Origin of the sequence: Margalitia sp. FSL K6-0131 (assembly GCF_038008735.1) — a bacterium.
GTDB classification, from domain to species: domain Bacteria; phylum Bacillota; class Bacilli; order Bacillales; family Bacillaceae_C; genus Margalitia; species Margalitia shackletonii.
In genome coordinates this window covers 2,088,560-2,113,367 of sequence record NZ_JBBOZS010000001.1, presented here as the reverse complement: position 1 = coordinate 2,113,367, position 24,808 = coordinate 2,088,560, and the positions used below count along the sequence as shown (strand labels likewise).

The 24,808-nt window shown below is 35.6% G+C and carries 26 protein-coding genes; 3 read left to right on the top strand and 23 right to left on the bottom strand.

The window, feature by feature from the left end; all coding sequences use genetic code 11:
• Positions 1–60 precede the first annotated feature (60 nt).
• On the top strand, positions 61–315 hold the full coding sequence (locus tag NSQ59_RS10225) for a DUF2624 domain-containing protein (protein WP_055739257.1): 255 nt from the start codon (positions 61–63) through the stop codon (positions 313–315).
• A gap of 38 nt (positions 316–353) precedes the next feature.
• Here NSQ59_RS10225 and NSQ59_RS10220 read toward each other — a convergent pair whose 3' ends face one another.
• Together NSQ59_RS10220 and NSQ59_RS10215 are read right to left on the bottom strand one after the other, a co-directional pair.
• The gene (locus tag NSQ59_RS10220; protein ID WP_340831037.1) at positions 354–1,247 is read right to left on the bottom strand and encodes a deoxyribonuclease IV; all 894 of its coding nucleotides are present in this window, start codon (positions 1,245–1,247) and stop codon (positions 354–356) included.
• Positions 1,248–1,437: 190 nt separating this feature from the next.
• On the bottom strand, positions 1,438–2,754 hold the full coding sequence (locus tag NSQ59_RS10215; protein ID WP_055739255.1) for a DEAD/DEAH box helicase: 1,317 nt from the start codon (positions 2,752–2,754) through the stop codon (positions 1,438–1,440).
• A gap of 245 nt (positions 2,755–2,999) precedes the next feature.
• Here NSQ59_RS10215 and vrrA point away from each other — a divergent pair, with 245 nt between their 5' ends.
• Entirely contained in the window at positions 3,000–3,794 is a 795-nt protein-coding gene (gene vrrA / locus NSQ59_RS10210) for a VrrA/YqfQ family protein (RefSeq protein ID WP_340831034.1), read from the top strand.
• Positions 3,795–3,998: 204 nt separating this feature from the next.
• Positions 3,999–4,958, top strand: coding sequence for a 4-hydroxy-3-methylbut-2-enyl diphosphate reductase (locus tag NSQ59_RS10205; protein ID WP_055739253.1), 960 nt, complete (start codon positions 3,999–4,001; stop codon positions 4,956–4,958).
• Between the two features lie 24 nt (positions 4,959–4,982).
• Here the strand turns inward: NSQ59_RS10205 and NSQ59_RS10200 are convergent, their stop codons facing one another.
• The 21 genes from NSQ59_RS10200 to floA form a co-directional block, all read right to left on the bottom strand.
• Positions 4,983–6,101 (bottom strand): Nif3-like dinuclear metal center hexameric protein, encoded by a 1,119-nt coding sequence (locus NSQ59_RS10200; protein WP_340831031.1) that lies wholly within the window; start codon positions 6,099–6,101, stop codon positions 4,983–4,985.
• Positions 6,098–6,802, bottom strand: a complete 705-nt coding sequence (locus NSQ59_RS10195; RefSeq protein ID WP_055739251.1) for a tRNA (adenine(22)-N(1))-methyltransferase — start codon at positions 6,800–6,802, stop codon at positions 6,098–6,100. The genes NSQ59_RS10200 and NSQ59_RS10195 overlap by 4 nt, the downstream gene beginning before the upstream one ends.
• A gap of 98 nt (positions 6,803–6,900) precedes the next feature.
• A complete protein-coding gene (gene cccA / locus NSQ59_RS10190) occupies positions 6,901–7,284 on the bottom strand; it encodes a cytochrome c550 (protein WP_055739250.1) in 384 nt (127 codons plus the stop codon).
• Positions 7,285–7,477: 193 nt separating this feature from the next.
• Positions 7,478–8,620 (bottom strand): acyl-CoA dehydrogenase, encoded by a 1,143-nt coding sequence (locus tag NSQ59_RS10185; RefSeq protein ID WP_340831028.1) that lies wholly within the window; start codon positions 8,618–8,620, stop codon positions 7,478–7,480.
• A gap of 97 nt (positions 8,621–8,717) precedes the next feature.
• Complete coding sequence (locus tag NSQ59_RS10180; protein WP_055739248.1) at positions 8,718–9,248, bottom strand: hypothetical protein; 531 nt, start codon at positions 9,246–9,248, stop codon at positions 8,718–8,720.
• Between the two features lie 116 nt (positions 9,249–9,364).
• Positions 9,365–10,501, bottom strand: a complete 1,137-nt coding sequence (gene rpoD / locus NSQ59_RS10175; protein WP_340831024.1) for an RNA polymerase sigma factor RpoD — start codon at positions 10,499–10,501, stop codon at positions 9,365–9,367.
• A gap of 79 nt (positions 10,502–10,580) precedes the next feature.
• Positions 10,581–12,392, bottom strand: coding sequence for a DNA primase (dnaG, locus tag NSQ59_RS10170; RefSeq protein ID WP_340831021.1), 1,812 nt, complete (start codon positions 12,390–12,392; stop codon positions 10,581–10,583).
• Positions 12,393–12,833: 441 nt separating this feature from the next.
• On the bottom strand, positions 12,834–13,640 hold the full coding sequence (locus NSQ59_RS10165) for a pyruvate, water dikinase regulatory protein (protein WP_055739245.1): 807 nt from the start codon (positions 13,638–13,640) through the stop codon (positions 12,834–12,836).
• A 147-nt stretch (positions 13,641–13,787) separates the two neighbouring features.
• Complete coding sequence (locus NSQ59_RS10160; RefSeq protein WP_055739244.1) at positions 13,788–14,414, bottom strand: helix-turn-helix transcriptional regulator; 627 nt, start codon at positions 14,412–14,414, stop codon at positions 13,788–13,790.
• Between the two features lie 223 nt (positions 14,415–14,637).
• Positions 14,638–15,390, bottom strand: a complete 753-nt coding sequence (gene recO / locus NSQ59_RS10155) for a DNA repair protein RecO (RefSeq protein WP_055739243.1) — start codon at positions 15,388–15,390, stop codon at positions 14,638–14,640.
• 62 nt (positions 15,391–15,452) lie between these two features.
• Entirely contained in the window at positions 15,453–15,599 is a 147-nt protein-coding gene (locus NSQ59_RS10150) for a YqzL family protein (protein ID WP_083489429.1), read from the bottom strand.
• Positions 15,600–15,753: 154 nt separating this feature from the next.
• On the bottom strand, positions 15,754–16,677 hold the full coding sequence (gene era, locus NSQ59_RS10145) for a GTPase Era (protein ID WP_055739242.1): 924 nt from the start codon (positions 16,675–16,677) through the stop codon (positions 15,754–15,756).
• Positions 16,670–17,068, bottom strand: coding sequence for a cytidine deaminase (locus NSQ59_RS10140; RefSeq protein WP_055739241.1), 399 nt, complete (start codon positions 17,066–17,068; stop codon positions 16,670–16,672). Before NSQ59_RS10140 ends, era begins: the two co-directional genes overlap by 8 nt.
• 196 nt (positions 17,069–17,264) lie before the next feature.
• Positions 17,265–17,663 (bottom strand): diacylglycerol kinase family protein, encoded by a 399-nt coding sequence (locus NSQ59_RS10135; protein WP_055739240.1) that lies wholly within the window; start codon positions 17,661–17,663, stop codon positions 17,265–17,267.
• Positions 17,641–18,111 carry an rRNA maturation RNase YbeY gene (gene ybeY, locus NSQ59_RS10130; RefSeq protein ID WP_055741184.1) on the bottom strand — a complete coding sequence of 157 codons (471 nt, stop codon included), beginning with the start codon at positions 18,109–18,111 and terminating at the stop codon, positions 17,641–17,643. The genes NSQ59_RS10135 and ybeY overlap by 23 nt, the downstream gene beginning before the upstream one ends.
• 259 nt (positions 18,112–18,370) lie before the next feature.
• Positions 18,371–20,503, bottom strand: coding sequence for an HD family phosphohydrolase (locus tag NSQ59_RS10125; protein ID WP_055739239.1), 2,133 nt, complete (start codon positions 20,501–20,503; stop codon positions 18,371–18,373).
• 174 nt (positions 20,504–20,677) lie between these two features.
• Positions 20,678–21,640 carry a PhoH family protein gene (locus NSQ59_RS10120; RefSeq protein ID WP_055739238.1) on the bottom strand — a complete coding sequence of 321 codons (963 nt, stop codon included), beginning with the start codon at positions 21,638–21,640 and terminating at the stop codon, positions 20,678–20,680.
• Positions 21,641–21,642: 2 nt separating this feature from the next.
• Positions 21,643–22,830, bottom strand: coding sequence for a sporulation protein YqfD (yqfD, locus tag NSQ59_RS10115; protein ID WP_126647708.1), 1,188 nt, complete (start codon positions 22,828–22,830; stop codon positions 21,643–21,645).
• Positions 22,831–22,841: 11 nt separating this feature from the next.
• Positions 22,842–23,126 (bottom strand): sporulation protein YqfC, encoded by a 285-nt coding sequence (gene yqfC, locus NSQ59_RS10110; RefSeq protein WP_055739236.1) that lies wholly within the window; start codon positions 23,124–23,126, stop codon positions 22,842–22,844.
• 229 nt (positions 23,127–23,355) lie between these two features.
• A complete protein-coding gene (locus NSQ59_RS10105; protein WP_055739235.1) occupies positions 23,356–23,787 on the bottom strand; it encodes a hypothetical protein in 432 nt (143 codons plus the stop codon).
• A gap of 26 nt (positions 23,788–23,813) precedes the next feature.
• Positions 23,814–24,785, bottom strand: a complete 972-nt coding sequence (floA, locus tag NSQ59_RS10100) for a flotillin-like protein FloA (RefSeq protein WP_437177114.1) — start codon at positions 24,783–24,785, stop codon at positions 23,814–23,816.
• Between the last annotated feature and the right edge of the window lie 23 nt (positions 24,786–24,808).

Below are 24,808 nucleotides of genomic sequence, written 5' to 3'. Positions count from 1 at the left end.
ATAAAAATAGGAACATTTTTTGTGTCCCCTTCATATGTTTCAAGGAGGGAGTGATGTGCGATGAAATTATTACAAAATGTGATTAATTACAAAATCAACATAATCACAGGTGATGAATTACTTAAGTATGCAAAACAATTTAATGTTAAATTAACGAAAGCGGATGCCAGTAAAATTGCAGCCTACTTACGAGGTAAAAATCTCAATATTTTTAGTGACAGTGACAGAGCAAAGGCTGTTAAAGATGTAGCAAAGCTTACGAGTCCTGAAATAGCTAAAGAAATAAATAAGGTTCTAGTGCAATTTACCAAGTAATAAAAATAAGAAGATCGGAGGCTAATCCGATCTTCTTATTAATCATTCATGATGGTTTCTAATAAATTTTCCTCAAATTTTTTATTCCTTAACATCGCAATTTCATGCTTATAAGGCGCTTTTTTATTGTTTTTGTCTTCCCCTACATATGGCGTTTCAAGTATTTTCGGAATGTCCTTCAACTGATCGTGGTGAACAATATAACTTAAAGCATCAAAGCCAATATGACCAAAACCAATATTTTCATGACGATCCTTACTTGCTCCGCATATGTTCTTGCTGTCATTGATGTGCAGTACTTTCATTTTATCAATCCCAAGAATTTTATCAAATTCATCTAATACGCCATCGAAATTATGGACAACATCATATCCAGCATCATGAGTATGACATGTATCAAAACAAACTGATAATCGATCATTATGTTTTACACCATCAAAAATCTGAGCAAGCTCTTCAAAGGAACGTCCGCATTCAGATCCTTTACCTGCCATAGTCTCTAAGGCGATTTGGACTTTTTCATTACCAGTTAAAACTTCATTTAAACCTTCAATAATTTTCTTAATTCCTATTTCTGTGCCTTCGCCTACATGTGCTCCAGGATGTAAAACGATTTGTTTTGCACCGATGGCTTCTGTCCGTTCGATTTCGGATCGAAGAAAATTTACTCCAAGTTCAAAAGTATTCGGATTTACTGCATTTCCAATATTAATAATATATGGTGCATGAACAATAATTTCATCAATACCATGCTCTTTCATGTGTGCCTGTCCAGCCTCAATATTCAAGTCTTCAATTTTTTTCCGTCTTGTATTTTGAGGTGCACCAGTATAGATCATGAATGTATTAGCACCATACGATACCGCTTCTTCACTAGCTGCAAGTAGCATCTTTTTTCCACTCATGGAAACATGTGATCCCAATTTAACCATTTCTCACAACTCCCTTTCAAAGGCTCTTTTCTTAAATTTTATTTCTTTTGTATATGAAATCTAGATAACAACCTTAAATGGTTAAAAAATGAATAAACTTGGCAAGAAAAGATTCCCCAAAGCCAAGCATACTTCGGATTTACTTCTAAAGACTGCAAGCGACAATAGCGAAAACACTCTCTTCAAATTTCTATTTGCGTTTTTGAAGTCTTCGTTCCCTTTTCTTGATTTGTTCTACTTGTCTATTTATTTTCTTCTTATAACCCGGTTTTACCTTTTTCGGCTTTTTCACCAAGTTTCTCGCTTTTTCTTCGATTTCATCTTGCGTTTTCTTTCTCTTACTTCGTTTGTTTCGATCTTCAAGCTGAATCCATTCTCCCTTGTTAATATCCTGATATAGAAAATGAATTCCCATTTTCTCCAAACGATTTAATGCATCTTCATCAGATGTCTCGTATATGGTTAAGGCGATTCCGGAAGCACCAGCCCGAGCTGTTCTTCCTGCGCGATGGATATAAAAGTCCAAATCTTGTGGAAGCTCATAATTAATTACATGACTGACGCCTTCTATATCAATTCCACGTGCAGCAAGATCAGTAGCAATAATATATTGAAAATCAAGGTTGCGAATTTGCTTCATTACCTTTGTACGCTCCCGTGGGGTTAAATCTCCATGGAGTTTCCCAACCTTTATCCCTTTATCAATAAGTTGATCCGCTACTTGATCTGCCATTGCTTTTGTATTCGTAAAGACAATGGCAAGATATGGATTAATCATCCCTAGAATTTCATATAGTAGTCCAATCTTTTCACGACTTTTTAACGGAACGAGAATATGTTCAATATTTTCGGCGGATATATGTTTTGGCTGTACATGCTCGTATGTTGGATTTTCCATATATTTCTTTAAGAAAGGCTTCATTTTTTCCGGAATCGTTGCTGAAAACACCAACATTTGCAATTCCTCTGGCATTCGTCCAGCAATTTGATCCACGTCAAATAAAAAGCCCATATCCAGCATTAAGTCAGCTTCATCCACCACAAGTGTTTTAGCTGTATAAACAAATAAAGCATGTTCCCTTATTAAATCATTAATTCTTCCCGGAGTTCCAACAACAATGTGCGGTTGTTTCTTCAGCTTTTCGATCGTTCGCTGTTTATCCGTGCCTCCAATAAATAAGCGCGAATGAATGATACTTTGGGAATCTTCATTTGCTTTCGTTATCTTTTGGATTTCCTGGTAAATTTGGCTGGCTAATTCCCGAGTCGGAGCTGTAATTACAGCTTGTACCTCATCTTTGCCTGGATCAATGGAGTGAATAATTGGTAATAAATAGGCATGAGTTTTTCCCGTACCAGTTTGGGATTGTCCAATTGCACTCTCTCCACGCATAATATTTGGAATCATTTTCTTTTGAATTTCTGTTGGTTCATAAAAACCAAGATCATTTATTGCTTTTTCAATGAATGGTTTAAAGTGGAAAATAGAAAAACGATTTTCACTCAAAATATCACTCTCCTTGTGAAGGAATTTCTTTTATTTACAATGAAAAATAGGCGTGTTAAATGAAAAGTCCATTTTGTTATTATAATCGACATTCAAGAAAACTTCCACCCTGACCGAGGTTTTATAGAAAAGAAGGAAGGTCATTTATATTGCGAATAATAATTCAATGGAAATACAAGACGTTTTTTTCTTTTATGCATATTGTAATATAGAGCATTTCGTTTTCTAGAAAGGAGGCGTGAGGTATGAATATGCCACCAGGAGGTTTTCCACCATTCCTTGGAAATATGGCGAGGGTCCATATGCAGATGGGTGGAATGACGAGAGCGCCATTTAACCTATTAGGCGGTCTTGGAAGATCACCGGGAAATATGTTAGGTGGAGGTATGGCCCAGAATCCAATGCAAATGATGGGCAGAATGGCTGGTCTCGGAGGTCGAATGCCAATGGGTGCCGGCGGAATGAATGCAGGAGGCGGAGGTGGAGGTCTTCTTTCCAGACTTTTTTCACGTGCAGGGGCCGGTTTAGGCGGTGCAGGCGGTGGAGGGGCTGGTAATGTTGCAAATGCAGCAGCGGGTTTCAGCAGGGCAGCAACCGGTGGTGGAGGAGGTCTTTTACGAAGTTTAGCAAATCCCGGTTCCATTAGTACATTCCTAAATAATACACAAGGAGTTTTACGAGCTGCTGGTCAAGTTGGACCAATGGTTAGGCAATATGGACCGTTAGTTAGAAATCTGCCTGGGATGATTAAAATGTATAGAAGCTTAAATAGTTCAAATACCGATGAATCGTCTGATGATAATAACGAAAATGAAAAAGAATCTTCAGCAATTGAAGAGAAAAGCACCTCGAGAAAGAAACAAGTAAAAAGAACCTCCTCTAGCAATAAAGGAAAAAAGAAGACAACTAGGAAAACGACAAAAAGATCTTCTACTGCTAAAAAGGAAGACAATGAGAAAATCACGGGAAAGGATTTCCGAAAAGGAGTTACCCTAAATTCAAATAAGAAGGGTGCATCCGTTCCAAAATTATATATTTAAAATGTATAGGCGTTATGTGTTTTTTTCGCATAGCGTTTTTTAAATGGAGGAGTTTTACAATATCTCACTTTTTTAGCATTACTATCGATAATCAGGCAATTACACATTTGATCTTTTCTTTGTAATATATGCACTTTTTTTATATAATATTTTTGATGTGTAATAGATTAAAGAGGATATTTTTATTCTCAAGGAGGATTTTTCATGGAGGTTATTAAAATATCCCCACGCGGTTATTGCTATGGCGTCGTTGATGCGATGGTCGTTGCACGTAATGCAGCTTTAGATAAATCATTACCTCGTCCAATCTATATATTGGGCATGATTGTTCATAATAAGCATGTTACAGATGCATTTGCTGAAGAAGGTATTATTACTCTTGACGGAAAAAACCGGAAAGAGATACTTGAAAAAGTACATGAGGGAACCGTTATCTTTACTGCACATGGTGTTTCACCGGAAGTGCGGGAACTAGCAAAGCAAAAAGGTCTTGTTACAATTGATGCAACCTGCCCTGATGTTACAAAAACACATAATCTTATTTTAGAAAAAAAAGATCAGGGATTTGATGTTATTTATATAGGAAAAAAAGGACATCCAGAGCCAGAGGGTGCTGTTGGAGTAGCACCTGACATTGTTCATTTAGTTGAAACATTGGAGGATGTTAATCAATTGAACATCCAAAATGAAAAGATTATCGTAACAAACCAAACGACGATGAGCCAATGGGATGTTCAACACATTATGGAAAAAGTAAAAGAAAAATACCCTAATGTGGAGATTCATAAAGAAATTTGTTTAGCTACGCAAGTAAGACAAGAAGCAGTAGCAAATCAGGCAGGTCAAGCTGACGTTCTAATAGTAGTTGGCGACCCGAAAAGCAACAACTCCAACAGACTTGCACAAGTGTCGGAGGAAATTGCAAGTACAAAGGCTTATAGAATAGCGGATATTTCAGAAATTCAACTTGATTGGATAAAAGATGCGAAGAAAGTAGCTGTTACAGCTGGTGCTTCTACCCCAACTCCAATTGTTCGGGAAGTCATTCAATTTCTAGAACAATATGATCCAATGGACGAGACGACTTGGGCGAGAAAGAAGGAAGTACCTTTAAATAAAATACTTCCGAAAGTTAAAAAACTGAGTGAACAAACTTTAAAATAAAAAATCGGCTTTGGCCGATTTTTTTTATAGGAAGGTAAATGGATCAGTATGAATGTCTGAAGCGATAAACGAGACTTCAAACCCTTTTTCTTCACACATTTTTGTTAACATTTGCGCTACTCCGTTTTTCATTACCTTTTCGACATTATGTCCTGGGTCTACTACATTTAAGCCGGCATTCATCATATCGTGAGCAGTATGGTAATATACATCACCTGTTACGTACACATCTGCCCCTTTAAATTTTGCATGTTGATAATATTTGTTTCCGTCTCCCCCTAGAACAGCTACTTTTTTGATTATATCGTTCAGGTTACCTACTACACGAACTGTTTTTACATCTAAGGTAGTTTTCACATGCTGCGCAAATTGTTCTAAGGTCATGGATTCTGGCAGCACTCCAATCCTGCCAAGCCCTAAACTAGGACCTTTGTTTTCAAGCGGATATATATCATATGCCACTTCTTCATATGGATGTGCTTTTATCATTGCGGATAAAACTTTTTTCTCTAAATAATCCGGAAAGATAGTTTCAATTTTCACTTCTTTTGTTGCCTCTAATTTTCCTACTTCCCCTATAAAAGGATTGGTATTTTCACCTGGTAGAAATCTTCCTGTTCCCTCAGAAGTAAAAGAACAATGGCTATATTGCCCAATTGCTCCGGCTCCGACCTTGCCTAATGCTGACCTTACATCGTTTTCACTCTCGATCGGCACATAGACAGCAAGTTTCTTTAGTTTTTGTTCGAATGTTGGAACAAGTATATCGACATTTTCTAATTGTAATGCGCTTGCTAGTAAATCGTTAACTCCACCAGTTGCCACATCTAAATTTGTATGGGCAGCATAAACAGCTATATCATGTTTTATTAGTTTTTCTATCAGTCTGCCAGAAGGGGTGTCCGTTGTTATTTTTTTTAAGGGGCGAAAAATTGGTGGATGATGGGCAATAATCAACTGAACATTATTTTCGATTGCTTCATCCACTACTTCTTCTAAAACATCAAGTGCAACCAGCACTTTTGTTACGGGCTGATTCAGCTTACCAACCTGTAATCCAATAGGGTCTCCATCCATAGCATATTGCTTTGGCGAAAAGCTTTCAAATAGCTGAATGATCTCATGTCCATTCGCTTTTTTCAAGAGATTACCTCCTCTACCATCCTAATATTTTTTTGAAGCTGATTTTTCTTTTCCGTTGTCTCCACTGTTTCTACTGCTTGGTCTAAGGATTTTATAATGCGTTTCCATTGTTCCACTTCTTGATGCCATTTTTTTTGGAAAACGTTATTTTTTTCTTTTATTAACATTGGCCCCATCAAAAGCTCTTCATCTGATAACGTATAAGGTCCATTATCATTTATAGGTTCTAATACGAGAATCTCGTAAATTTTTTGATCTTCTTCAAGTATCTGTTCTGCAATAATCTTCCAACCGTGTTCTATACACCAAGTACGTATCGAAATAGCTGCGATATTAGGTTGAAGGATCAATCTTTGAACACCGCTTAGTTTCTCTATTCCCTGATTTAAAATCGACGTAATCAGCGCTCCACCCATTCCTGCAATTGTTATACAATCGACTTCCCCTTTTTCAATTACTTCGAGACCGTCACCTTTTCTGACTGAAATAGCATGGCTTAAACTCGAATTATTTACTTGCTGTAACGCAGATTGATATGGTCCCTCTACAACTTCCCCAGCTATGGCAAATTCCGCTATACCATTTTTCACGGCATAACAAGGCAAATAGGCATGGTCTGAACCAATATCCGCGACTTTTGATCCTATAGGTATGTATTCACTAACTGCCTCTAATCTTTTTGATAATTTTTCTATGTTCATTTTTTCACCACTTTTTTAGTCTTCTTTTTTATTTTAGACGTTTTTAAAAGCAAAAAAAAGTTCTTCGCACATTTGCGAGAACTTTTTTGACCTAAATTTTACTTCAACTTCGAAAGCCAATCAGCCATTGCATCAATATTTTCGGCAGGAACTAAACCTGCAGGCATTCCGCCATTTTTACCATTTTTCAAGACATTTTTAATTTCATCTTTTGAAATCTTTTTACCAATTCCGTGTAAATTAGGCCCAACATTTCCCTCTAAATTGTTACCGTGACATGATATACATGTTGTTTTTGCAAAGCTTTCCGGATCAAATTTTCCTCCAGTTTGACCGGCTGGAGCTTCTGTTTTCGCATCTCCCTTTTTATTATCTTTGGCAATCTCTTTTGCATCGCCAAGCCCCTTAACAGAGAGAAAGAATACAAGTACAATTCCTAGCAACATAATAAAAATGTAAGGTATAGCAGGATTACGTTTCACAAAATAACCTCCCTTATGTAAGAAACAAAAAAATACCTATTGGTGCAAACAATTTTATTTTACTCGAAAAACAATGGAAGGAAAACCCCTAATTAGCAAGATTCATCATATTTTCGGAATTTAGACAAAAACTTCATCCATAAATAGATGAAGTTTTCGGCTTTCGATATTTAGTTTGTACCATTTTTATAAATTAATTACATCCAACTTCTCTGGAAATCACCATACGTTGAACTTCTGATGTGCCTTCACCAATTTCAAGCAATTTAGCATCTCGCATAAATCTTTCTACATGGTAATCCCTCATATAGCCATTTCCACCATGAATTTGAACGGCTTGATTCGTAATCTCCATACAAATTTCTGAAGCGTATAATTTACACATTGCCGCTTCCTTTGTAAATGGTCGACCTTGATCTTTTAACCATGCCGCTTTATACACCATATTTCTTGCCAACTCAATTTTCATCGCCATATCGGCAATTTTAAATTGGGTAACTTGAAATTCAGATAAAGAACGGCCAAATTGCTTTCTTTCTTTTGCATATTCTAAAGCTTTCTCAAATGCAGCCTGGGCAATCCCTACTGCCATCGCACCAATACCAATTCTTCCCCCATCTAACGTGACAAGAAACTGCTTAAACCCCTTGCCACGTTCACCCAGCAAATTCTCTTGTGGGACTCTTACGTCCTCTAACACTAATTCCGTAGTATTTGAGGAATGCAGACCTAGCTTTTCGTAATTATCAATGACACTAAAGCCCTTTGTATTCGTTGGGACAATGATTGCACTTATCTCCTTGTTGCCCTCTAATTCACCCGAAATCGCTGTCAGTGCTAAATGTTTTGCGTAACTAGCATTTGTTATGAAACATTTATTGCCGTTAATTACAAAGTCATTTCCGTCAACAACTGCGGTCGTTTTCGTCCCGCCTGCATCTGAGCCTGCATTAGGTTCAGTTAAGCCAAATGCCCCTAAAGATTCACCCGTACAAATCGGAGTCAGAAATTTTTCTTTTTGTTCCTTTGTTCCAAACATATTAATTGGTGCCCCGCCAAGGGAAATATGGGCAGAATATGTAATCCCAGTTGATCCGCAAGCGCGACTTAATTCTTCCACAACAATCGCAAAACTAATTGTATCGGCACCAGCCCCTCCATATTCCTCCGGAAATGGAAGCCCCATCATCCCTAGTTCACTTAATTTCTTGAAAATTTCTGTTGGAAACTGTTTATTCCGGTCACGTTCCAATGCACCAGGAGCCACCTCTGCATCAGAAAATTCACGTATAGTGCGCAAGATCATTTTTTGTTCTTCCGTAAGCTCAAAGTTCATTTCCATCCCCCTCACATCTTGTATCCGCTTACATTAAATATTATAATAGAGGTGGACTAATTTTCTCAACTTTTAAAAGTTTTTCATTATTTAATCATTATACTAAAATATAAATTAAAAGCACAGAAATCCCAATTATTCCGGAAATAATAAAATAATACAATTTTAATTTCCATCCCGTAAATATCCAGAGCAGGCAGTTCACAATGATAATAATACTTAATGATAAAGCTCCATTATGAAATAATTTATCATTCAATAAAACGGACAGAAAAAGTAAATGCAAGCTGGCACCAATATAAAAAAATGTATACCAATATTTTTTTTTAGAATAATAAATTCCGAATAATAGCAATAAAACGACAAAACTTGTCAAAATCATCGTTTGCAAAACAAAATTGAATTCAGTAAAATAAATGACAAATACTGATAAACCTAAAGTGGCTAATATAAGAAAAATAATAAAACTATTTTTCCAAAATGCTTTATCCCGACTTTTTTTAGCCGACGATGTTTCCCCTTCTGTATATAAAGCGAGTAAAAAATCACAATAATGTTCGGGTAACATTTGATGCTGTTTCCAATATGTAATTTCGTTAATAATTATTTCTTTTCTTGAAGAATTCATTTGCAACACATCCTGTCATTCAATGATTCGAGATTAAGTGGCAAAATTCCTTTTTTATATGTAAAATTAAACAAAAAAATTAGTTTACCCGGTAAAGGTAAACTAATAACTAAATATTATTCAAGAAAATCTTTTAGCCTTTTGCTTCGGCTTGGATGGCGCAGCTTTCTAAGTGCTTTCGCTTCTATTTGGCGAATACGTTCACGGGTAACGCCAAATACTTTTCCAACTTCTTCTAAGGTTCTTGTTCTGCCATCGTCCAAGCCGAAACGTAATCTTAGAACATTTTCTTCACGATCTGTTAATGTATCCAATACGTCTTCTAATTGTTCTTTCAACAATTCATAGGCGGCATGTTCAGATGGTGATGTAGCATCCTGGTCTTCAATGAAATCACCTAAATGGGAATCATCTTCTTCCCCAATTGGTGTTTCTAATGAAACTGGTTCTTGAGCAATTTTTAAAATTTCCCGAACCTTTTCAGGTGTTAAGTCCATTTCCTCTGCAATTTCTTCAGGTGAAGGTTCACGGCCTAAATCTTGCAGTAATTGACGTTGCACTCGAATCAGTTTATTTATTGTCTCTACCATATGGACAGGAATTCGAATGGTTCTGGCCTGATCGGCAATTGCACGTGTGATGGCTTGTCGAATCCACCATGTAGCATAGGTACTGAATTTAAAGCCTTTGTCATAGTCAAACTTTTCTACCGCTTTAATAAGTCCCATATTGCCTTCTTGAATTAAATCCAAGAAAAGCATGCCACGGCCAACGTAACGCTTTGCAATACTTACAACCAAACGTAAATTTGCTTCTGCCAATCTTCTTTTCGCTTCTTCGTCGCCTTGCTCAATTCGTTTTGCAAGTTCAATTTCTTCATCAGCGGAAAGGAGATCAACACGCCCAATCTCTTTTAAATACATTCTAACTGGGTCATTGATTTTTACACCTGGAGGGACACTTAGATCATTTAAATCAAATTCATCCTCTTCATCTTTTTCTAACTCATGGATATCTGGAGATTCTTCGTCATCATCTTCATTATCTTCCAGAATCTCGATTCCTTGTTCACCTAAAGTTTCATAAAATTCATCCATTTGTTCGGAATCTAATTCAAAATGGCTAAGCTTTCCTGAAATCATTTCATATGTTAAAAATCTGCGTTTTTTACCGCGTTCAATTAATTGTTCTTTTGCTTGATCAAGAGTCAATTCAGGTTCTAATTCTTTGGAACGAGCTGATTTTTCAGCCATTTGTTCCCCTCCTTCCAACTATTTAAACAAAACGAATATAATGGTTATGTTATTCATTTTGATATTATCCATTAAATTATCATAATGACTTGCGAAGCTGTATAATTTCATTTGCAATGGATAAAGCCTTTTGCAGATCATTTTCTAATTCAGCTTTTTTTTGTTCTTTTACTTTTTCATTTATTTTTAACATCTTTTGATGTTTCAACACTTGAATTATATAATCTTCAATTTCCTGATTAGATACTTCACTATTCAATGGCATCATTTCGATATCCGCAACAACCCTGCGGAGCTGTTGATCCGGTAAATAAAGCAAAAACGAACTTGTATCCGGTTCATTCCCTTCTTCATAAAAGCCAAGAAGATAGGTGAGAATAGCCTGATGCTCATCTATATTAAAGGTATGATTAGCTAATAAATCTCTGACTTTATATGCTATTTCCACATCCCTTAACATATGACTAAGAAGTCGTCTTTCTGCTGTTTGATGTGCGGGTAATATTTTTTTTTCTTGCTTTACTAATACTTTATGATTAGTGCTTTGCCCCATGAATGAATTTTTTTTCTTATTTGCATAAAATGCATGAAGTTGTTGCTGCTTTAACGCATCCATTGAAATCGAAAATTCTTCCGCTAATTGGCGTAAATAATGATCTCTTTCAACCGCGTTTTCAAGCTTTGAAATCTCATTTATTATTATTTCTATATACTTGAGCTTTTCTCCTTCATTTTGAAGCTTTTTTCCGATGCGATGATATTGCATTTTGAACGCCATAAACGTCATGCTTGCCCCTATTACATCTTGACGAAATTTTTCCGCACTGTTTTTTTGGATGTAGTCATCAGGGTCTAAACCGTCTGGCATTCTTGCAATACGAATATTAAAATGATGTTCAACGAGCATTTGCCCTGCTTTGTATGCAGCCTCCGTTCCAGCGGAATCGGAATCGTAGCAAATAATAATATTATCTGTTAATCTCCGTATTTGCTGAACATGCTGCTCTGTTAAAGCAGTTCCCATTGTGGCTATCCCATTATAAATAGATGCCCTATCCGCTGAAATGCAATCGGCAAATCCCTCAAATAAAATAGCTTGTTGCTGCTTCTTTATAAAGCTTCTCGCTTGATGAAGATTATATAAAACAGAGCTTTTATTAAAGAGTTCCGTTTCAGGGCTGTTTAAATACTTCGGCTGCTCTTCTTTATCTAAAACCCTGCCTGAAAATGCGATCGTTTGACCTTTAGAATTCATTATCGGAAACATAATTCTGTTTCGAAATCGGTCAAAATAAGTATCGTCACTTTCTTTTTTTATGATCAAACCAGCTTTTTCCATAAGGGGTAATGGGAAACCCCTTTTTTGAAATAGTTTTACGGTGAAATCCCAGCTTGGCAAAGCATAGCCTATTTGAAATTTCTCCATACTTTCCCTTGTAAAGCCTCTTTGAATAAGATATTCAAATGCTTCTTGACCCTCTTTTGTATTTACCAATAAATGATGATAAAATTTTTGTAACAAAGCATGAGCTTCCAGCATTTTCTGATGGTCGCTAGTGTGGTTCCCTTCAGAACGCTGATCAATTTTCGGGTCAATACTTAATTCAATGTTCGCTTTTTGAGCTAATTTAATAACTGCCTCTTGGAAACCTATCCCATCAATATCCATGATAAAAGTGAAAACATTACCACCAGCCCCACACCCAAAACAATGAAATATTTGTTTGTCAGATGAGACAGAGAAAGATGGAGTATTCTCGCCATGAAAAGGACATAAACCGAAGTAGTTTCTCCCTTGCTTTTTCAAATGAACATATTCACCAATCACATCTACTATGTCTATGGACCCGCGAATTTCATTAATTTTTTCCTCAGGAATTATTCCCGTCACGAAAACATCCCCAATTGCCTTTATTTTTTTATCTCTTCATTTACATTTTTCGACAAAATTCGCACAAATGTAGAAGTAAAGAGCAGTCAGTTTAGAGACTTAAACACTTAGGAGTAGACTTTGAACGCTTAAATACCAAATCATCGGATTACTTTCTTCGTTATTAGTATCTATTCTACATCGCTCCACAGAATCCTTCTTTCTTTAACTAATCATTTTTAAGAATTTTACGGACCTTGTCGAATAACTTTAAGAAAATAATCTTGACATATCTCAATAGTTAGTTTATTCCTTATTTCGTGACTCTAAACCTATTTTAAATACATTTTTATCACAATTTTTTATTATAGTATATTTTTATGCATTTGACCATATATTTTTATTTTCATGGTGGTAAAAAAATAAAAAAAATGAAAAACACATCATCCTTAAGATCATGTGTTATTCCGTACCTCGAATGTAATTCATGATGATATTGGCGGTTTCTTCGACCGCTTTATTTGTAACATCAATAACTTTACAACCGATTTTTGAAGCTATTTGATCAAAATAATCAATTTCTGATTTAATTCGATCAATATTTGCATAGCTTGCTTGATCATTGAGACCAAGGGATATTAACCGTTCTTTTCGAATATGATTTAATTTATCCGGACTAATTTTTAAACCGATACATTTTTCCGGTGGCACTTGAAATAATTCCTCAGGCGGATCCACTTCTGGTACCAAAGGAACGTTTGCTACTTTAAACCTTTTATGTGCCAAATACTGAGATAGTGGTGTTTTAGAGGTGCGGGAAACACCAATAAGTACGATGTCAGCGCGAAGAATTCCCCTAGGATCACGGCCATCATCATATTTTACTGCGAACTCGATTGCTTCCACTTTTTTGAAATACTGTTCATCTAATTTTCGTACCAGCCCTGGTTCGCATAATGGTTTTTTTCCGTAAAGGTCTTCTAGTTTATCAAGTAATGGACCAATGATATCTATGGTATAAATCCGATCCTGTTCGGATTTTTCTTTTATATATTGTCGCATTTCCGGTTTAACTAATGTATATACAATAATGCCATGATTCATTTTTGCAAGTGAAAGTACTTCCTCTATATGCTGAAAATCTTCCACGTAAGGAAACCTTTTTATTTCTGCATCATTTCCATTAAATTGACTTATAGCTGCTTTCGTTACTAATTCTGCCGTTTCTCCCACCGAATCAGATATAATATAAATGGTTGGTTTTATCATTTATTTCACCAAACTCCTTTTTAATAATAAAGCTTTTTCCGAATTAATTGTTGTTTTTCGTACAAAAAAACTTCTTTTCGTACTTACAATTGATAATTATAAATTTTACTTATAGTAAATAACAACAAATTTACGAAAATGCCTTACTTATAAATCTCCATCTACGAGAGCTACAAATGCTTTCGTTATATTGGTTTTGGTTATACGGCCAGTAACTTCTAAGCCTTGGTCGGTTACTTTTACAACCGGCAAAGAATCAATTTGCTTATCTATCAACTTTTTTGCTACATCGATCAGCATATCATCTTTTTCACAGTATGTTATATTTGGCATTCGGGTCATTATAATATTCACTGGCAATGCGGAAAGTTCTTGTTTTCCTATACTCGCTCTAAGCAAATCTTTCCTGGAAAGGACCCCAACTAAATGAGAATTTTCATCTACCACATATAAAGTACCTACATCCTCCAAAAATACGGAAACGATAGCATCGTAAACAGAAATATTTTCATTTACCACTACAGGCAAGGATTGATAATCTCGGACAAAAATTTTATTTAAATTTTCAGTCAAAAGCTGCGCCCCTGTTTTTCCTGTATAAAAATATCCCACTCTGGGACGAGCATCCAAATAGCCAGCCATGGTCAAAATAGCTAAATCAGGTCTTAATGTCGCTCTTGTTAACTTTAGCCGATCTGCTATATGCTCCCCTGTTATCGGGCCATTGTCCTTTACAATTTGTAATATTTGTTGTTGCCTTTTATTAAGTTCTATTGTTTACACCCCCAATTCAAAAAAGCATTTAGATGTGTTATACTTTTATAACAATTATTATATACTAATTTTAAAATATGAAAAGAAAATTGCAAGGGCAAATACGTAAGCAGAAAGACGAACATTTTTTTTAAAATTTATTTATACTGTTAAATGCGCCAGACAAAAATAAAGGCTCTCTATTTCAAAACGAAATAAAGAACCATTATTTTTGCTTGCATCATTAAAGAATGTCTTTAAATTTATCGATTTGATCTAAAAATTTTTTTGATTTTAACTGCAAACCGGAGTATTCATCGTAATACATCGTTATCGTTCTCCGAAGCTCCTTTTTTGTTTCTGGCTTCACAGAAATGGAACCTAATCTGTTAATATCAATATAATAAAAAAGTCTTAAAAGTCTAATACTGCTTTGTGAAACAGGCAAGAGATATGGATCCTTTTCAAAACATCGATGACAAATGAGACCGTTTTCCCGAATAGAAAAAGCAAAATTACCATTTTTACTGCCGCAAATCGCACACTGATTCATCACAGGATATAATCCTAAGACATTTAGCATTTTCATTTCGAATATATTTGTAATAATATCTATGTCCACATCTTCGTTTATGTAATTTAATGTTTGATATAAAAGCTCAAACAAAAATGGATTTTTCTGTCTTTCTTCAACACTTTTGTCTAAAAGATCGACAATATACGAAGCATATGCGGTTTGAAAAATATCTTCTCGTATTGACCTCATCGAAGAAATCATTTCTCCTTGTTGAAGCGTCCCAAGTCCATTACCTGTTTGAACGAGAAAATATCCATAAGTAAAAAGTTGGGAAACAGCAGAGAGGCGACTGTTCGGCTTTTTTGCACCTCTTGCCATCATCCCAAGTTTCCCAAATTCACGTGTATATACATTTATAATTTTATTCGATTCACCATAATCATGTGTTCTTATTACTATACCTTCACATTTTTGAAGCATTATATCCACCTTCCAAAGCAATCTTTTTGCTTCATTCAGGTGATAACAGAAAAGAAATATTTTCAGGAGATTGGATTATAATCAATTCCTGAGATTTCATGATCTGTTTTCATAGGTTCATCTTGTCCTTCTTTTTCCAGTTCCTTAAAAAGCAAATAGGTATCAATACTACCAGTTTCGGTAAAAAATTTCCATGTAAACTCTAGCATATAACCCCCGCCTTTCATGTTGTGAAAACTCATGAAATCATTTTTGTAAAGCATATATTTAGCTTCACCGAGATTTCCTGAAATCATGTGACGTAAAAATTGCTAACAAATTTGGATGCATAATTCATCACTCTAACACAACTTAAGGCTAACCTTAATATTCATCTTCCCTAAAGCCAAAATCCCGCAGTTGATTAATTTTATTTCTCCAATCTTTTTGAACCTTTACCCATAGTTCGAGAAAAACCTTCGATCCAAGTAAATGTTCAATATCAACTCGAGCTCGTTTTCCCACTTCTTTCAGCATACTGCCCTGTTTCCCTATAATAATCCCTTTTTGAGAAGATCGTTCTACTACAATGGTAGCCATAATATGAACAACATCGGAATCTGATTTTTTTTCCATTTTATCCATAACAACTGCAATGGAATGCGGAACCTCTTCTCTAGTTAAATGCAATACCTTTTCCCGTATTAACTCAGAAACAATAAATCTTTCTGGGTGGTCTGTAATCTGGTCTGCTGGATAATATTGCGGGCCTGCAGGTAAGTACTTTTTTATTTCCGCCAGTAATTTTTCCGTATTATTACCTTGCAATGCAGAAATCGGTATTACTTCCTTAAAATCAAAAAGGTCCTTATACTGTTCAATAATTGATAATAATTCTTCAGGATGAATCTGGTCAATTTTATTAATGACAAGGAATACCGGTGTCTTAACTTCTTTTAATTTTTCTATGATAAATTCATCACCACGTCCTAAGCCTTCGACTGCATTTATCATAAATAATATAAGGTCGACTTCTCTTAATGTATTGGTCGCAACCTTCATCATAAAATCGCCAAGTTTATGTTTCGGTTTATGAATGCCTGGAGTATCTATAAAGATCATTTGAGAATCATCTGTAGTATAAACACCTTGGACTTTATTTCTAGTTGTTTGAGGCTTATCACTCATAATGGCAATTTTCTGCCCAATTACCCTATTTAAAAACGTAGACTTTCCAACATTAGGGCGTCCAATTATGGAGATAAAGCCTGATTTGAATTCGTTTTCTGCAATTTGTTTATTACTCATTTAAATCCTCCGGAGAAAATGCACCAGGCAATAATTCTTCTACTGTCAACTCTTTCCTATCACCTTTTAAATTGGTAAGGATAACCTTCATGTCTTTAGGACAAAGCTCTGAGATAACTTGGCGACAAGCTCCACATGGTGGTACTGGCCGGTTAGTATCTGCTGTTACAACTAATGCAGCAAAGGATGTATCGCCTTCTGAATAGGCTTTAAACAGGGCTGTTCTTTCAGCACAATTGGCAACACTATACGCTGCATTCTCAATATTGCATCCTTGATAAACCTTTCCGTCGTTCGTGAGCAACGCTGCACCCACAGCAAACTTTGAATATGGCACATATGCTTTATCCCTTGCTTGCTTTGCTTCCTCAATTAAATGCTCTAAATTCATATTACTTCCCCTTCAAATCTTATTTTACCACAAAAATGTCATGAATTATAGAATATTTTTGATTTGATTGAAAATATCAAAAAATCTGACTAAAATAAGTTTACCCACCAAAATGTTGGATAAACTTATTTTAACTCAAATAAAAATCGGATTCAAATTCTGCTATGGTAAAAACTGTTACATTCACCTGTTATTATTACTGTATGAGCATTTTATATAAATGTGCAAGTTTCGGTATGAAAATGATGCACGCAATAATAACAGACATAATGGAATAGACTAAAACTGCTCCTGCCGCTAAATCCTTTGCCTGTTTTGCCAAAGGGTGATATTCCGATGTTGTTAAATCCACTACCCTTTCTATTGCCGAATTAATTAACTCTAATGTAAAAACACCGAAAATAGAAAGAATAACAAATAGCCATTCCACCGAGGAAATTCGCATTAGGATACTTAATACTGTTACTAAAATCGCCGCTACCGTATGTATCCTAAAGTTTCTTTCTTGTCCCAAACCATGGACAATTCCACTGAAAGCATAGGAAAATGTTTTTGACAAAGGAGACTTATTTTTATCGTTTAAGTCCATATTCATCTAATATGTCCTTTTGAAGTCCAAACATTTCTTTCTCATCTTCTGGTGTCATATGATCATATCCAAGCAGATGCAAAAATCCATGAAGGGCCAAAAATCCTAATTCACGCGTAAAAGCATGACCATAGTCATTTGCTTGTTCATGTGCTTTAGAAACAGAAATAATAATATCCCCAAGTACCCTAGGCATTTCGACACCACTAATTTCTATTTCCCCTTCTCCCAACTCTTCCATCGCAAAAGAAATAACATCAGTGGGCAGATCCTTTTCCCGATACTCCCTATTTATTTCTTGGATTCTCTCGTTCGATACAAAGGTAATCGAAACTTCACTTTCATTTTCAATTTCTAATTTATTTGCTGCAAAGTTTAAAAGGCTTTCTACTAAATCAAAATCTTCTTTTTTTAATTCATTTGTTTCATCCATAAAGTCAATGGATAAAGACATAATATCCACCTCTAAATATTCAATTTTATTAATTAAAAATACCACCCAAAAAGGGCTCCCTTTTATTTATTATGTAAAAAAATTAACAAATAAGTTATTTTACAAGTTTAAACTTTATATAGTACAAGGCACTTTCAGCTAATGGATTTCTACCGCTGCTCCTTGCGAAAGTATCGACTCGTCTCTCGCCGTGTTTCATTTATCTCGCCTGTGAATTCTCTATATCCTACACTGCCTAAGCAAGAGTTTTCAGCTTTTCTTATTCGGGATACTCAATTCGGGAGTGAAATATACCATTTAATGTTTCACAAAATGTTTTCTTTATTACTTCAAGCTCTTTTAAGGTAATATCACATTCATTAAGCTGACCATCTTGTAAGCGGTCCTGAACAATGTTATGAATTAACTCTTTTATTTGTTCTGGTGATGGGTGTGCCATGGAACGAACGGCAGCTTCTACACTATCCGCTATGCTGATGATAGCAATTTCTTTCGTCTGAGGCTTCGGCCCAGGATATCGAAACGATTCTTTATCCACATTTTGATTTTCTTCTTTTGCCTTTACATAAAAATATTTCAGCAAAGTTGTACCATGATGTTGTTCCGCAATATCAATAATTTCCTTAGGAAATTTATGCTTTCTTAGCATTTTTCCTCCGTCAATTGCGTGCGCAATAATGATATCCCTGCTCACTTCCGGAGACAAGTGATTGTGGGGATTTTCCATGTTAATTTGATTTTCAATAAAAAATTGCGGGCGTTTGGTTTTGCCAATATCATGATAATAGCATCCGACTCTTGCCAGCAAGCCATTTGCCCCGACAGCTTCACATGCTGCTTCCGCTAAATTCGCCACCATCACACTATGATGATATGTACCAGGTGCCTCCGTTAAAATTTTCTTTAATAAAGGGTGGTTCGGATTTGATAGTTCAATTAATTTAATCGTCGACAGTATGCCAAAACCTGCCTCGAAAAATGGCACGAGCCCAATGGTAAATACTGCAGACAGTAATCCTGAAGCAATAGAAAACACCACAAAATAAATGTATTCCATTTTTGAATACTGTCCATTTCCTAATAGGATTAATGCAAATATCATCATCAGGTTGATAACGGAAACAAATAATCCAGCTTGTAAAATATTGGAGCGGCGGTTTCGATTGGATAAAAATAAAATACCTGCAGTACCACTAAACAAAATATAAACAGCTATTTCAATATTAATCGTCCCTGCCAGTTCGTCTCTAAATATAATACTTCCACATGCAGCTAACAAAATCGTTACAATAAATGCAAACCGTTCATTTAACATGATTCGAATTAACATTGGTGCCAAGGCTGCCGGATAAATATAACCTAAATTAGGTAAATCTGTACTATCAATAAACCCCACAATTCTCATTAATAATAGGGATATAAAAAAAACGAAACTTACAAGGATTAAATATATCTGTTTCTTATCTTCAGGATACGAAGTATTGTGTATATAAAGATAAATTGGCGCAATCATTAATAAGACAAACAGTGCTAATCCGTAAAAGGGCTTAACTGTTGGATTACTTTTCAATAAACCAAGTATTTGTAGCTGATGGTAGATATCCCTGTCGATAAGATGTCCTTCTTGAACAATAATTTGCCCCTGTAAAATTTTTACTGGCTCAACATTTTCCATCGCCTGTTTTTGTCTTGCCTCGGTTAACTGAGGATCATAAATATCATTCGGAACAATAGCATATTTGCCAAGCTCCACAGCTGCTTCACGCAAATCTCTGTTTAAATTGGATTGGTTAATTTTATCTGCTATTTTTAACCTTACTTGGGATACCTGATCATCTCTTATTTTTTCATCCATCATTGTTTCTACTTGTTGGATAACAATATCTCTAGCCTGCTCCAAATCAAAGTGATTTGTTTTAAGTAAAGTGTAAAAAATATCATCTGGAATTCTCTTTGTTACGTCTTCATTCACATTTTTCGATAAATCCGATTTTAATATTTGTAATTTTTCTGCATCGGATTTTTTTGCGGGTTTATCCTTTGATTTGTCTTGAAGTTCCGGTTGATAATTTACATCATTAACAAAGTCAAAAATGGAGTTTATCAGTGATACCCTGTTTTGTAAAGTTTCTTTTTTAAATGTATAAACCCTTCCAACCTCGTCTGCAGCCTTTTGCCGTTCTTCATTGGTTTTCGCTTCATCTTCTATCGTTTTAGGAGAACGAACTGTTTTATCGGCAATGGAAAATAACTCCATATTATACGTTTGAGGCTTCACATTGTAGTAAAGGACTCCATAAATCAATATAGATAAAATCAGTAAAGTAATGATTGTAAATACTTTATAACTTAGTAGAGTACGAATTTTTCCAATGTAGTCTTGAATATTCACCTAGTTCTCCCACCACCTTCAAATAGCATAAAACATGACAATAACGACAGATTAAAGTCTTCCTAAAGAAATATCTTTTTTAAAGAGATAACTTCCCTAATTATGTAAAATGATATCAGTTTTTGTACGGAAATGCACTTTATTTTATAAAAAAACCTGAACAGATTGTTCAGGTTAAGAAGAATGTTGATCGTATGCTTCAATGATCTTTGCCACAAGCGGGTGGCGAACAATATCACTTTGTTCAAGATAAACAAACGAGATTTTTGGAATGCTTTTTAAAATTTTTTCCGCCTCCACTAATCCTGATTGTGCACCTTTCGGTAAATCAACTTGAGTTCTATCGCCGGTTATGACCATTTTAGAATTAAATCCGAGTCTGGTTAGGAACATTTTCATTTGAGCGTGTGTCGTATTTTGCGCTTCGTCTAATATAACAAATGCATCATCTAAGGTTCTGCCTCTCATGTACGCAAGAGGGGCAATTTCAATTGTCTCCCTTTCTATTAGACGTCCCGTATGCTCACTCCCTAAAACGTCGTGTAAAGCATCGTATAAGGGGCGTAAATAAGGGTCTACTTTTTCTTTTAAATCACCTGGTAAAAAACCTAGGCTTTCCCCAGCTTCAACTGCAGGTCTAGTTAAAATAATTTTTTTCACCATTCCATTCTTCAATGCATGAACAGCCATTACAACTGCTAAGTATGTTTTTCCTGTTCCTGCTGGTCCAATCCCGAAAACTAAATCATGTTTTTTAATTGCAGTAATATATTGTTTTTGTCCTAAGGTTTTAATACGGATTGATTTACCCCTAGCATTTTTCGTTATTTCTTCATCATATATTTCTTCAAAAAATTCTAATGTTCCCTGGTTTTCCATTTGAATAGCATATAAAACATCTCTGGAACTAATATTTATCCCTTTTCTAATGATATATAGTAAACGTTCTAATATTTTATTTACCCGTTCAACATCCTCTGTATTACCAGAGATATGGACAGATTCACCTCTTGTAATAATAGATACCTTATAGGAATCCTCCAATAATTTTAAATGTTTATCAGATATTCCAAATAAAGAAATGGCTTCATTTGGGTTTTGTAATTGTATCTTCGCTGTAATGATTTCTATTGACATTCTCAGTCTCCTTGAACGATTGGTTTTGCCTCCGCTATGTCTTCAATAACTTGGAAATAGATTGATAATTTTACTTTACCATTCTCCACTTGTTCATGCAAAACATATTCATCCACGATTTTTGCATCATTTGGAATTTTTGTTTTTAAATCATTTACCGCAAGTTCCTTTGCTGCACTTATTGCTTGCGCTTTTGTATAATCTCTTTGTGCCAATTCCTTTTCACGTACTGTTTTTTGTACATAATCAATAGGAAGCCGCCATTTCAAAAACTTAATAGGATGTACATTCTTTTCTGTTTCATATGCTTTATATTTTATCTTGCCAAATCCCCAAAAAGGAATACTAAAAGAGCCAATTTTTAAAGAATATTTTTTTTGCTCAAGACCTGTAAATACTTGAAATTCCGATTGTAACGGAAGCTCGACATCCGTTTTGTACCATGTTTTTCCATAAACCTTGCCTATAGCTGCTACAGGTTTCTGATCTTCCTCTCTCCCGATTAAACCAGATACAAGCAATTGCCCTTTATTGACAAACTGATTTACTTTCACAACGGGAATACCTGCTTCAACAAACATATCCACAATAACAGCTTTTTGATTAGCTACCAAATGTCTTGGACTCAAAGGTTTTTTTGTCTTAGGTGTGTTTTTTTCCACTACTTGCAGATGGAAGGTTGTCCCATGTAAATCCACGCCAACCCATGTAATGTTTGGAACTTTATTCGTCAACTCATGTTGGATGGATTCAAGGCTATCCATATTAAATTGTAATTTCCCAACCTGAATTCCCATTTTATTTAACTCTTTTTTGATTTGGTGCTCGGTTTGCGGGCTAGCGCCTTTTATTTGTATTCCCCAGACAACATTCGAAAGCAGCGTGATAACGATAAAAAACAAAATAAGTCCTATTAAGAAACCAGCATTTTTTAATGTTCGTTTCCAGAGAAAAGGCATACCTTGTCCACTTAAAAAAGATATACGGCAATCATTTTTTCTTGCCTGATGTCTGAGCTTATGAAGATCCTGCAGCCGAATATAAAAAGTAATCGCATTTGTTCCTTGTCGCTTTACATTCCATATCATTAGACGGGCGCGGGTGAGCTGATTAATAAACCGCTCTACCCCTTTCCCCTCCACCTTTACATGAATTGTCCCACCTAGAAATGTAACCCAATGATTTTTCAACTTTGTCACTCCTATTCTTTCAAATAACTGACAGCATCTATTTTTCCTTCCAGCAAAATTTCTTCCGGTAAAATGGTCTTAATAACAAACGATTTTCCCTTAATAAGCAATTGACCTTGTTTGAGAAGCAGCCTTACTTCCTGATCAGAGAAGGTAAGAAGTCCGCGGTGATTTTCTATGTAAATATGAATTTGGCCAATCATGGTAATTCGCGGCAGGTCCATCATGACATCTTGCGGAAGCTGCATGGTGTTAGTCATCAGATTTTGCAGAAGTCGGCTCCATTTTTTTGCCATAGAAAAGAACCCCCTTTCATATCATATTTATGAAAATAAATAAGGATTCAGCACCTTTTTTCGTATTTATTTAGAAAAGCGGAGGCACCGCAGTACTTGGATACAGATTTAGTAGTCAGAGGTGAGAAAAAGGGAATACAGCGAGGTAATTTACGAGCTATTGCACTTATCCGCAATGTACTTTCTTTGCAAAAAAATCCGTACCATCATACAATGGCACGGATTTTTTTCAGTTTCTTTTATATGGTTTTTTTGCACGCGGTGGACCGAGTATCTCTGCTAAAATGATTCCTTTTACTAAATCATCACCGTCACTTATCAATGACAGGTGCTCCCTTTTTTTAATATTGTCGACTTGATGATTTATTTGTTCAAGCTTTTTTTCATAATACTCTTCCTGAATCTTCAAACGGTCGGCTTGAATTTCAGCATCCAGTTCTTCATCCCGATATACGAAATCATCGTTATTCATTTTTGGAGCAGGATCAGAAACCATTTCGGGTGAAAGTTTTTTTATATTTTCTTCAATTGTTTTTTGCATCTCTCCAAAAAGAGATCTTGGGTTCGGAATTGGTTTATTGCTTTTAGATTTTTCAAGCTTCTTTTTATTGGCCATTGCTCCAATAATACCAACGATTATGGCTATAATAATCGCTTCCAAAGGAAATACCACCTTCCTGCGATCCTTTATTCAGGCTTATTTGGATCTTTCTTTTCACCAGTCATTTTTCCAATGGATCCTCTCATATCTGTATCTGACTCGATATTTTTAAAGTTCATATAGTCCATTACACCAATATTCCCTGATCTTAATGCCTCGGCCATCGCTAATGGAACCTCGGCTTCCGCTTCTACCACTTTAGCCCGCATTTCTTGCACTTTAGCTTTCATTTCTTGTTCGGATGCGACAGCCATTGCACGGCGTTCTTCCGCTTTTGCTTGTGCGATCTTTTTATCAGCCTCTGCTTGTTCTGTTTGAAGCTCAGCACCGATGTTTTTACCGATATCCACATCCGCTATATCAATGGAAAGAATTTCAAATGCTGTCCCAGCATCAAGCCCCTTAGTTAAGACAGTTTGTGAAATTAAGTCCGGATTTTCGAGTACCTTTTTATGATCTTCAGAAGAACCAATTGTACTTACAATACCTTCTCCAACACGGGCGATAACCGTTTCTTCTCCCGCTCCCCCGACTAGCCTTTCAATATTTGCACGAACCGTTATTCTGGCTTTCGCTTTCACTTCAATACCATTCATAGCAACACCAGCAATAAATGGAGTTTCAATAACTTTGGGATTAACACTCATTTGTACTGCTTCTAATACATTACGTCCAGCTAAATCAATAGCGGCACAACGTTCAAAAGATAATTCTATATTTGCCCTATGAGCTGCAATTAATGCGTTTACGACCCTATCAACATTACCTCCAGCAAGATAATGGCTTTCTAATTGATTTATGCCAACTTCAATACCTGCTTTTCTTGCTTTGATAAGCGGATTAATAACCCTGCTGGGAATAACTCTTCGCAGCCTCATTCCAACTAAGGTGAAGATACCAATTCGAACTCCTGCTGCAAGTGCCGAAATCCAAAGCATTACAGGCACAAATGTTAATAAAATTCCGATAATAATTACCGCTGCAATAATTCCAACTATTAATAAAACTGTTCCAGCTTCTA

What these genes read in the sequence shown, in the direction of transcription:
- NSQ59_RS10225 (WP_055739257.1), top strand. Translation starts at nt 61, where the DNA reads ATGAAATTATTACAAAATGTGATTAATTACAAAATCAACATAATCACA.
- NSQ59_RS10220 (WP_340831037.1), bottom strand. Translation starts at nt 1,247, where the DNA reads ATGGTTAAATTGGGATCACATGTTTCCATGAGTGGAAAAAAGATGCTA.
- vrrA (WP_340831034.1), top strand. Translation starts at nt 3,000, where the DNA reads ATGAATATGCCACCAGGAGGTTTTCCACCATTCCTTGGAAATATGGCG.
- NSQ59_RS10205 (WP_055739253.1), top strand. Translation starts at nt 3,999, where the DNA reads ATGGAGGTTATTAAAATATCCCCACGCGGTTATTGCTATGGCGTCGTT.
- NSQ59_RS10195 (WP_055739251.1), bottom strand. Translation starts at nt 6,802, where the DNA reads ATGAACATAGAAAAATTATCAAAAAGATTAGAGGCAGTTAGTGAATAC.
- NSQ59_RS10185 (WP_340831028.1), bottom strand. Translation starts at nt 8,620, where the DNA reads ATGAACTTTGAGCTTACGGAAGAACAAAAAATGATCTTGCGCACTATA.
- NSQ59_RS10180 (WP_055739248.1), bottom strand. Translation starts at nt 9,248, where the DNA reads ATGAATTCTTCAAGAAAAGAAATAATTATTAACGAAATTACATATTGG.
- rpoD (WP_340831024.1), bottom strand. Translation starts at nt 10,501, where the DNA reads ATGGCTGAAAAATCAGCTCGTTCCAAAGAATTAGAACCTGAATTGACT.
- NSQ59_RS10165 (WP_055739245.1), bottom strand. Translation starts at nt 13,640, where the DNA reads ATGATAAAACCAACCATTTATATTATATCTGATTCGGTGGGAGAAACG.
- recO (WP_055739243.1), bottom strand. Translation starts at nt 15,390, where the DNA reads ATGCTTCAAAAATGTGAAGGTATAGTAATAAGAACACATGATTATGGT.
- NSQ59_RS10150 (WP_083489429.1), bottom strand. Translation starts at nt 15,599, where the DNA reads ATGCTAGAGTTTACATGGAAATTTTTTACCGAAACTGGTAGTATTGAT.
- era (WP_055739242.1), bottom strand. Translation starts at nt 16,677, where the DNA reads ATGAGTAATAAACAAATTGCAGAAAACGAATTCAAATCAGGCTTTATC.
- NSQ59_RS10140 (WP_055739241.1), bottom strand. Translation starts at nt 17,068, where the DNA reads ATGAATTTAGAGCATTTAATTGAGGAAGCAAAGCAAGCAAGGGATAAA.
- NSQ59_RS10135 (WP_055739240.1), bottom strand. Translation starts at nt 17,663, where the DNA reads ATGAATATGGACTTAAACGATAAAAATAAGTCTCCTTTGTCAAAAACA.
- ybeY (WP_055741184.1), bottom strand. Translation starts at nt 18,111, where the DNA reads ATGTCTTTATCCATTGACTTTATGGATGAAACAAATGAATTAAAAAAA.
- NSQ59_RS10120 (WP_055739238.1), bottom strand. Translation starts at nt 21,640, where the DNA reads ATGTCAATAGAAATCATTACAGCGAAGATACAATTACAAAACCCAAAT.
- yqfC (WP_055739236.1), bottom strand. Translation starts at nt 23,126, where the DNA reads ATGGCAAAAAAATGGAGCCGACTTCTGCAAAATCTGATGACTAACACC.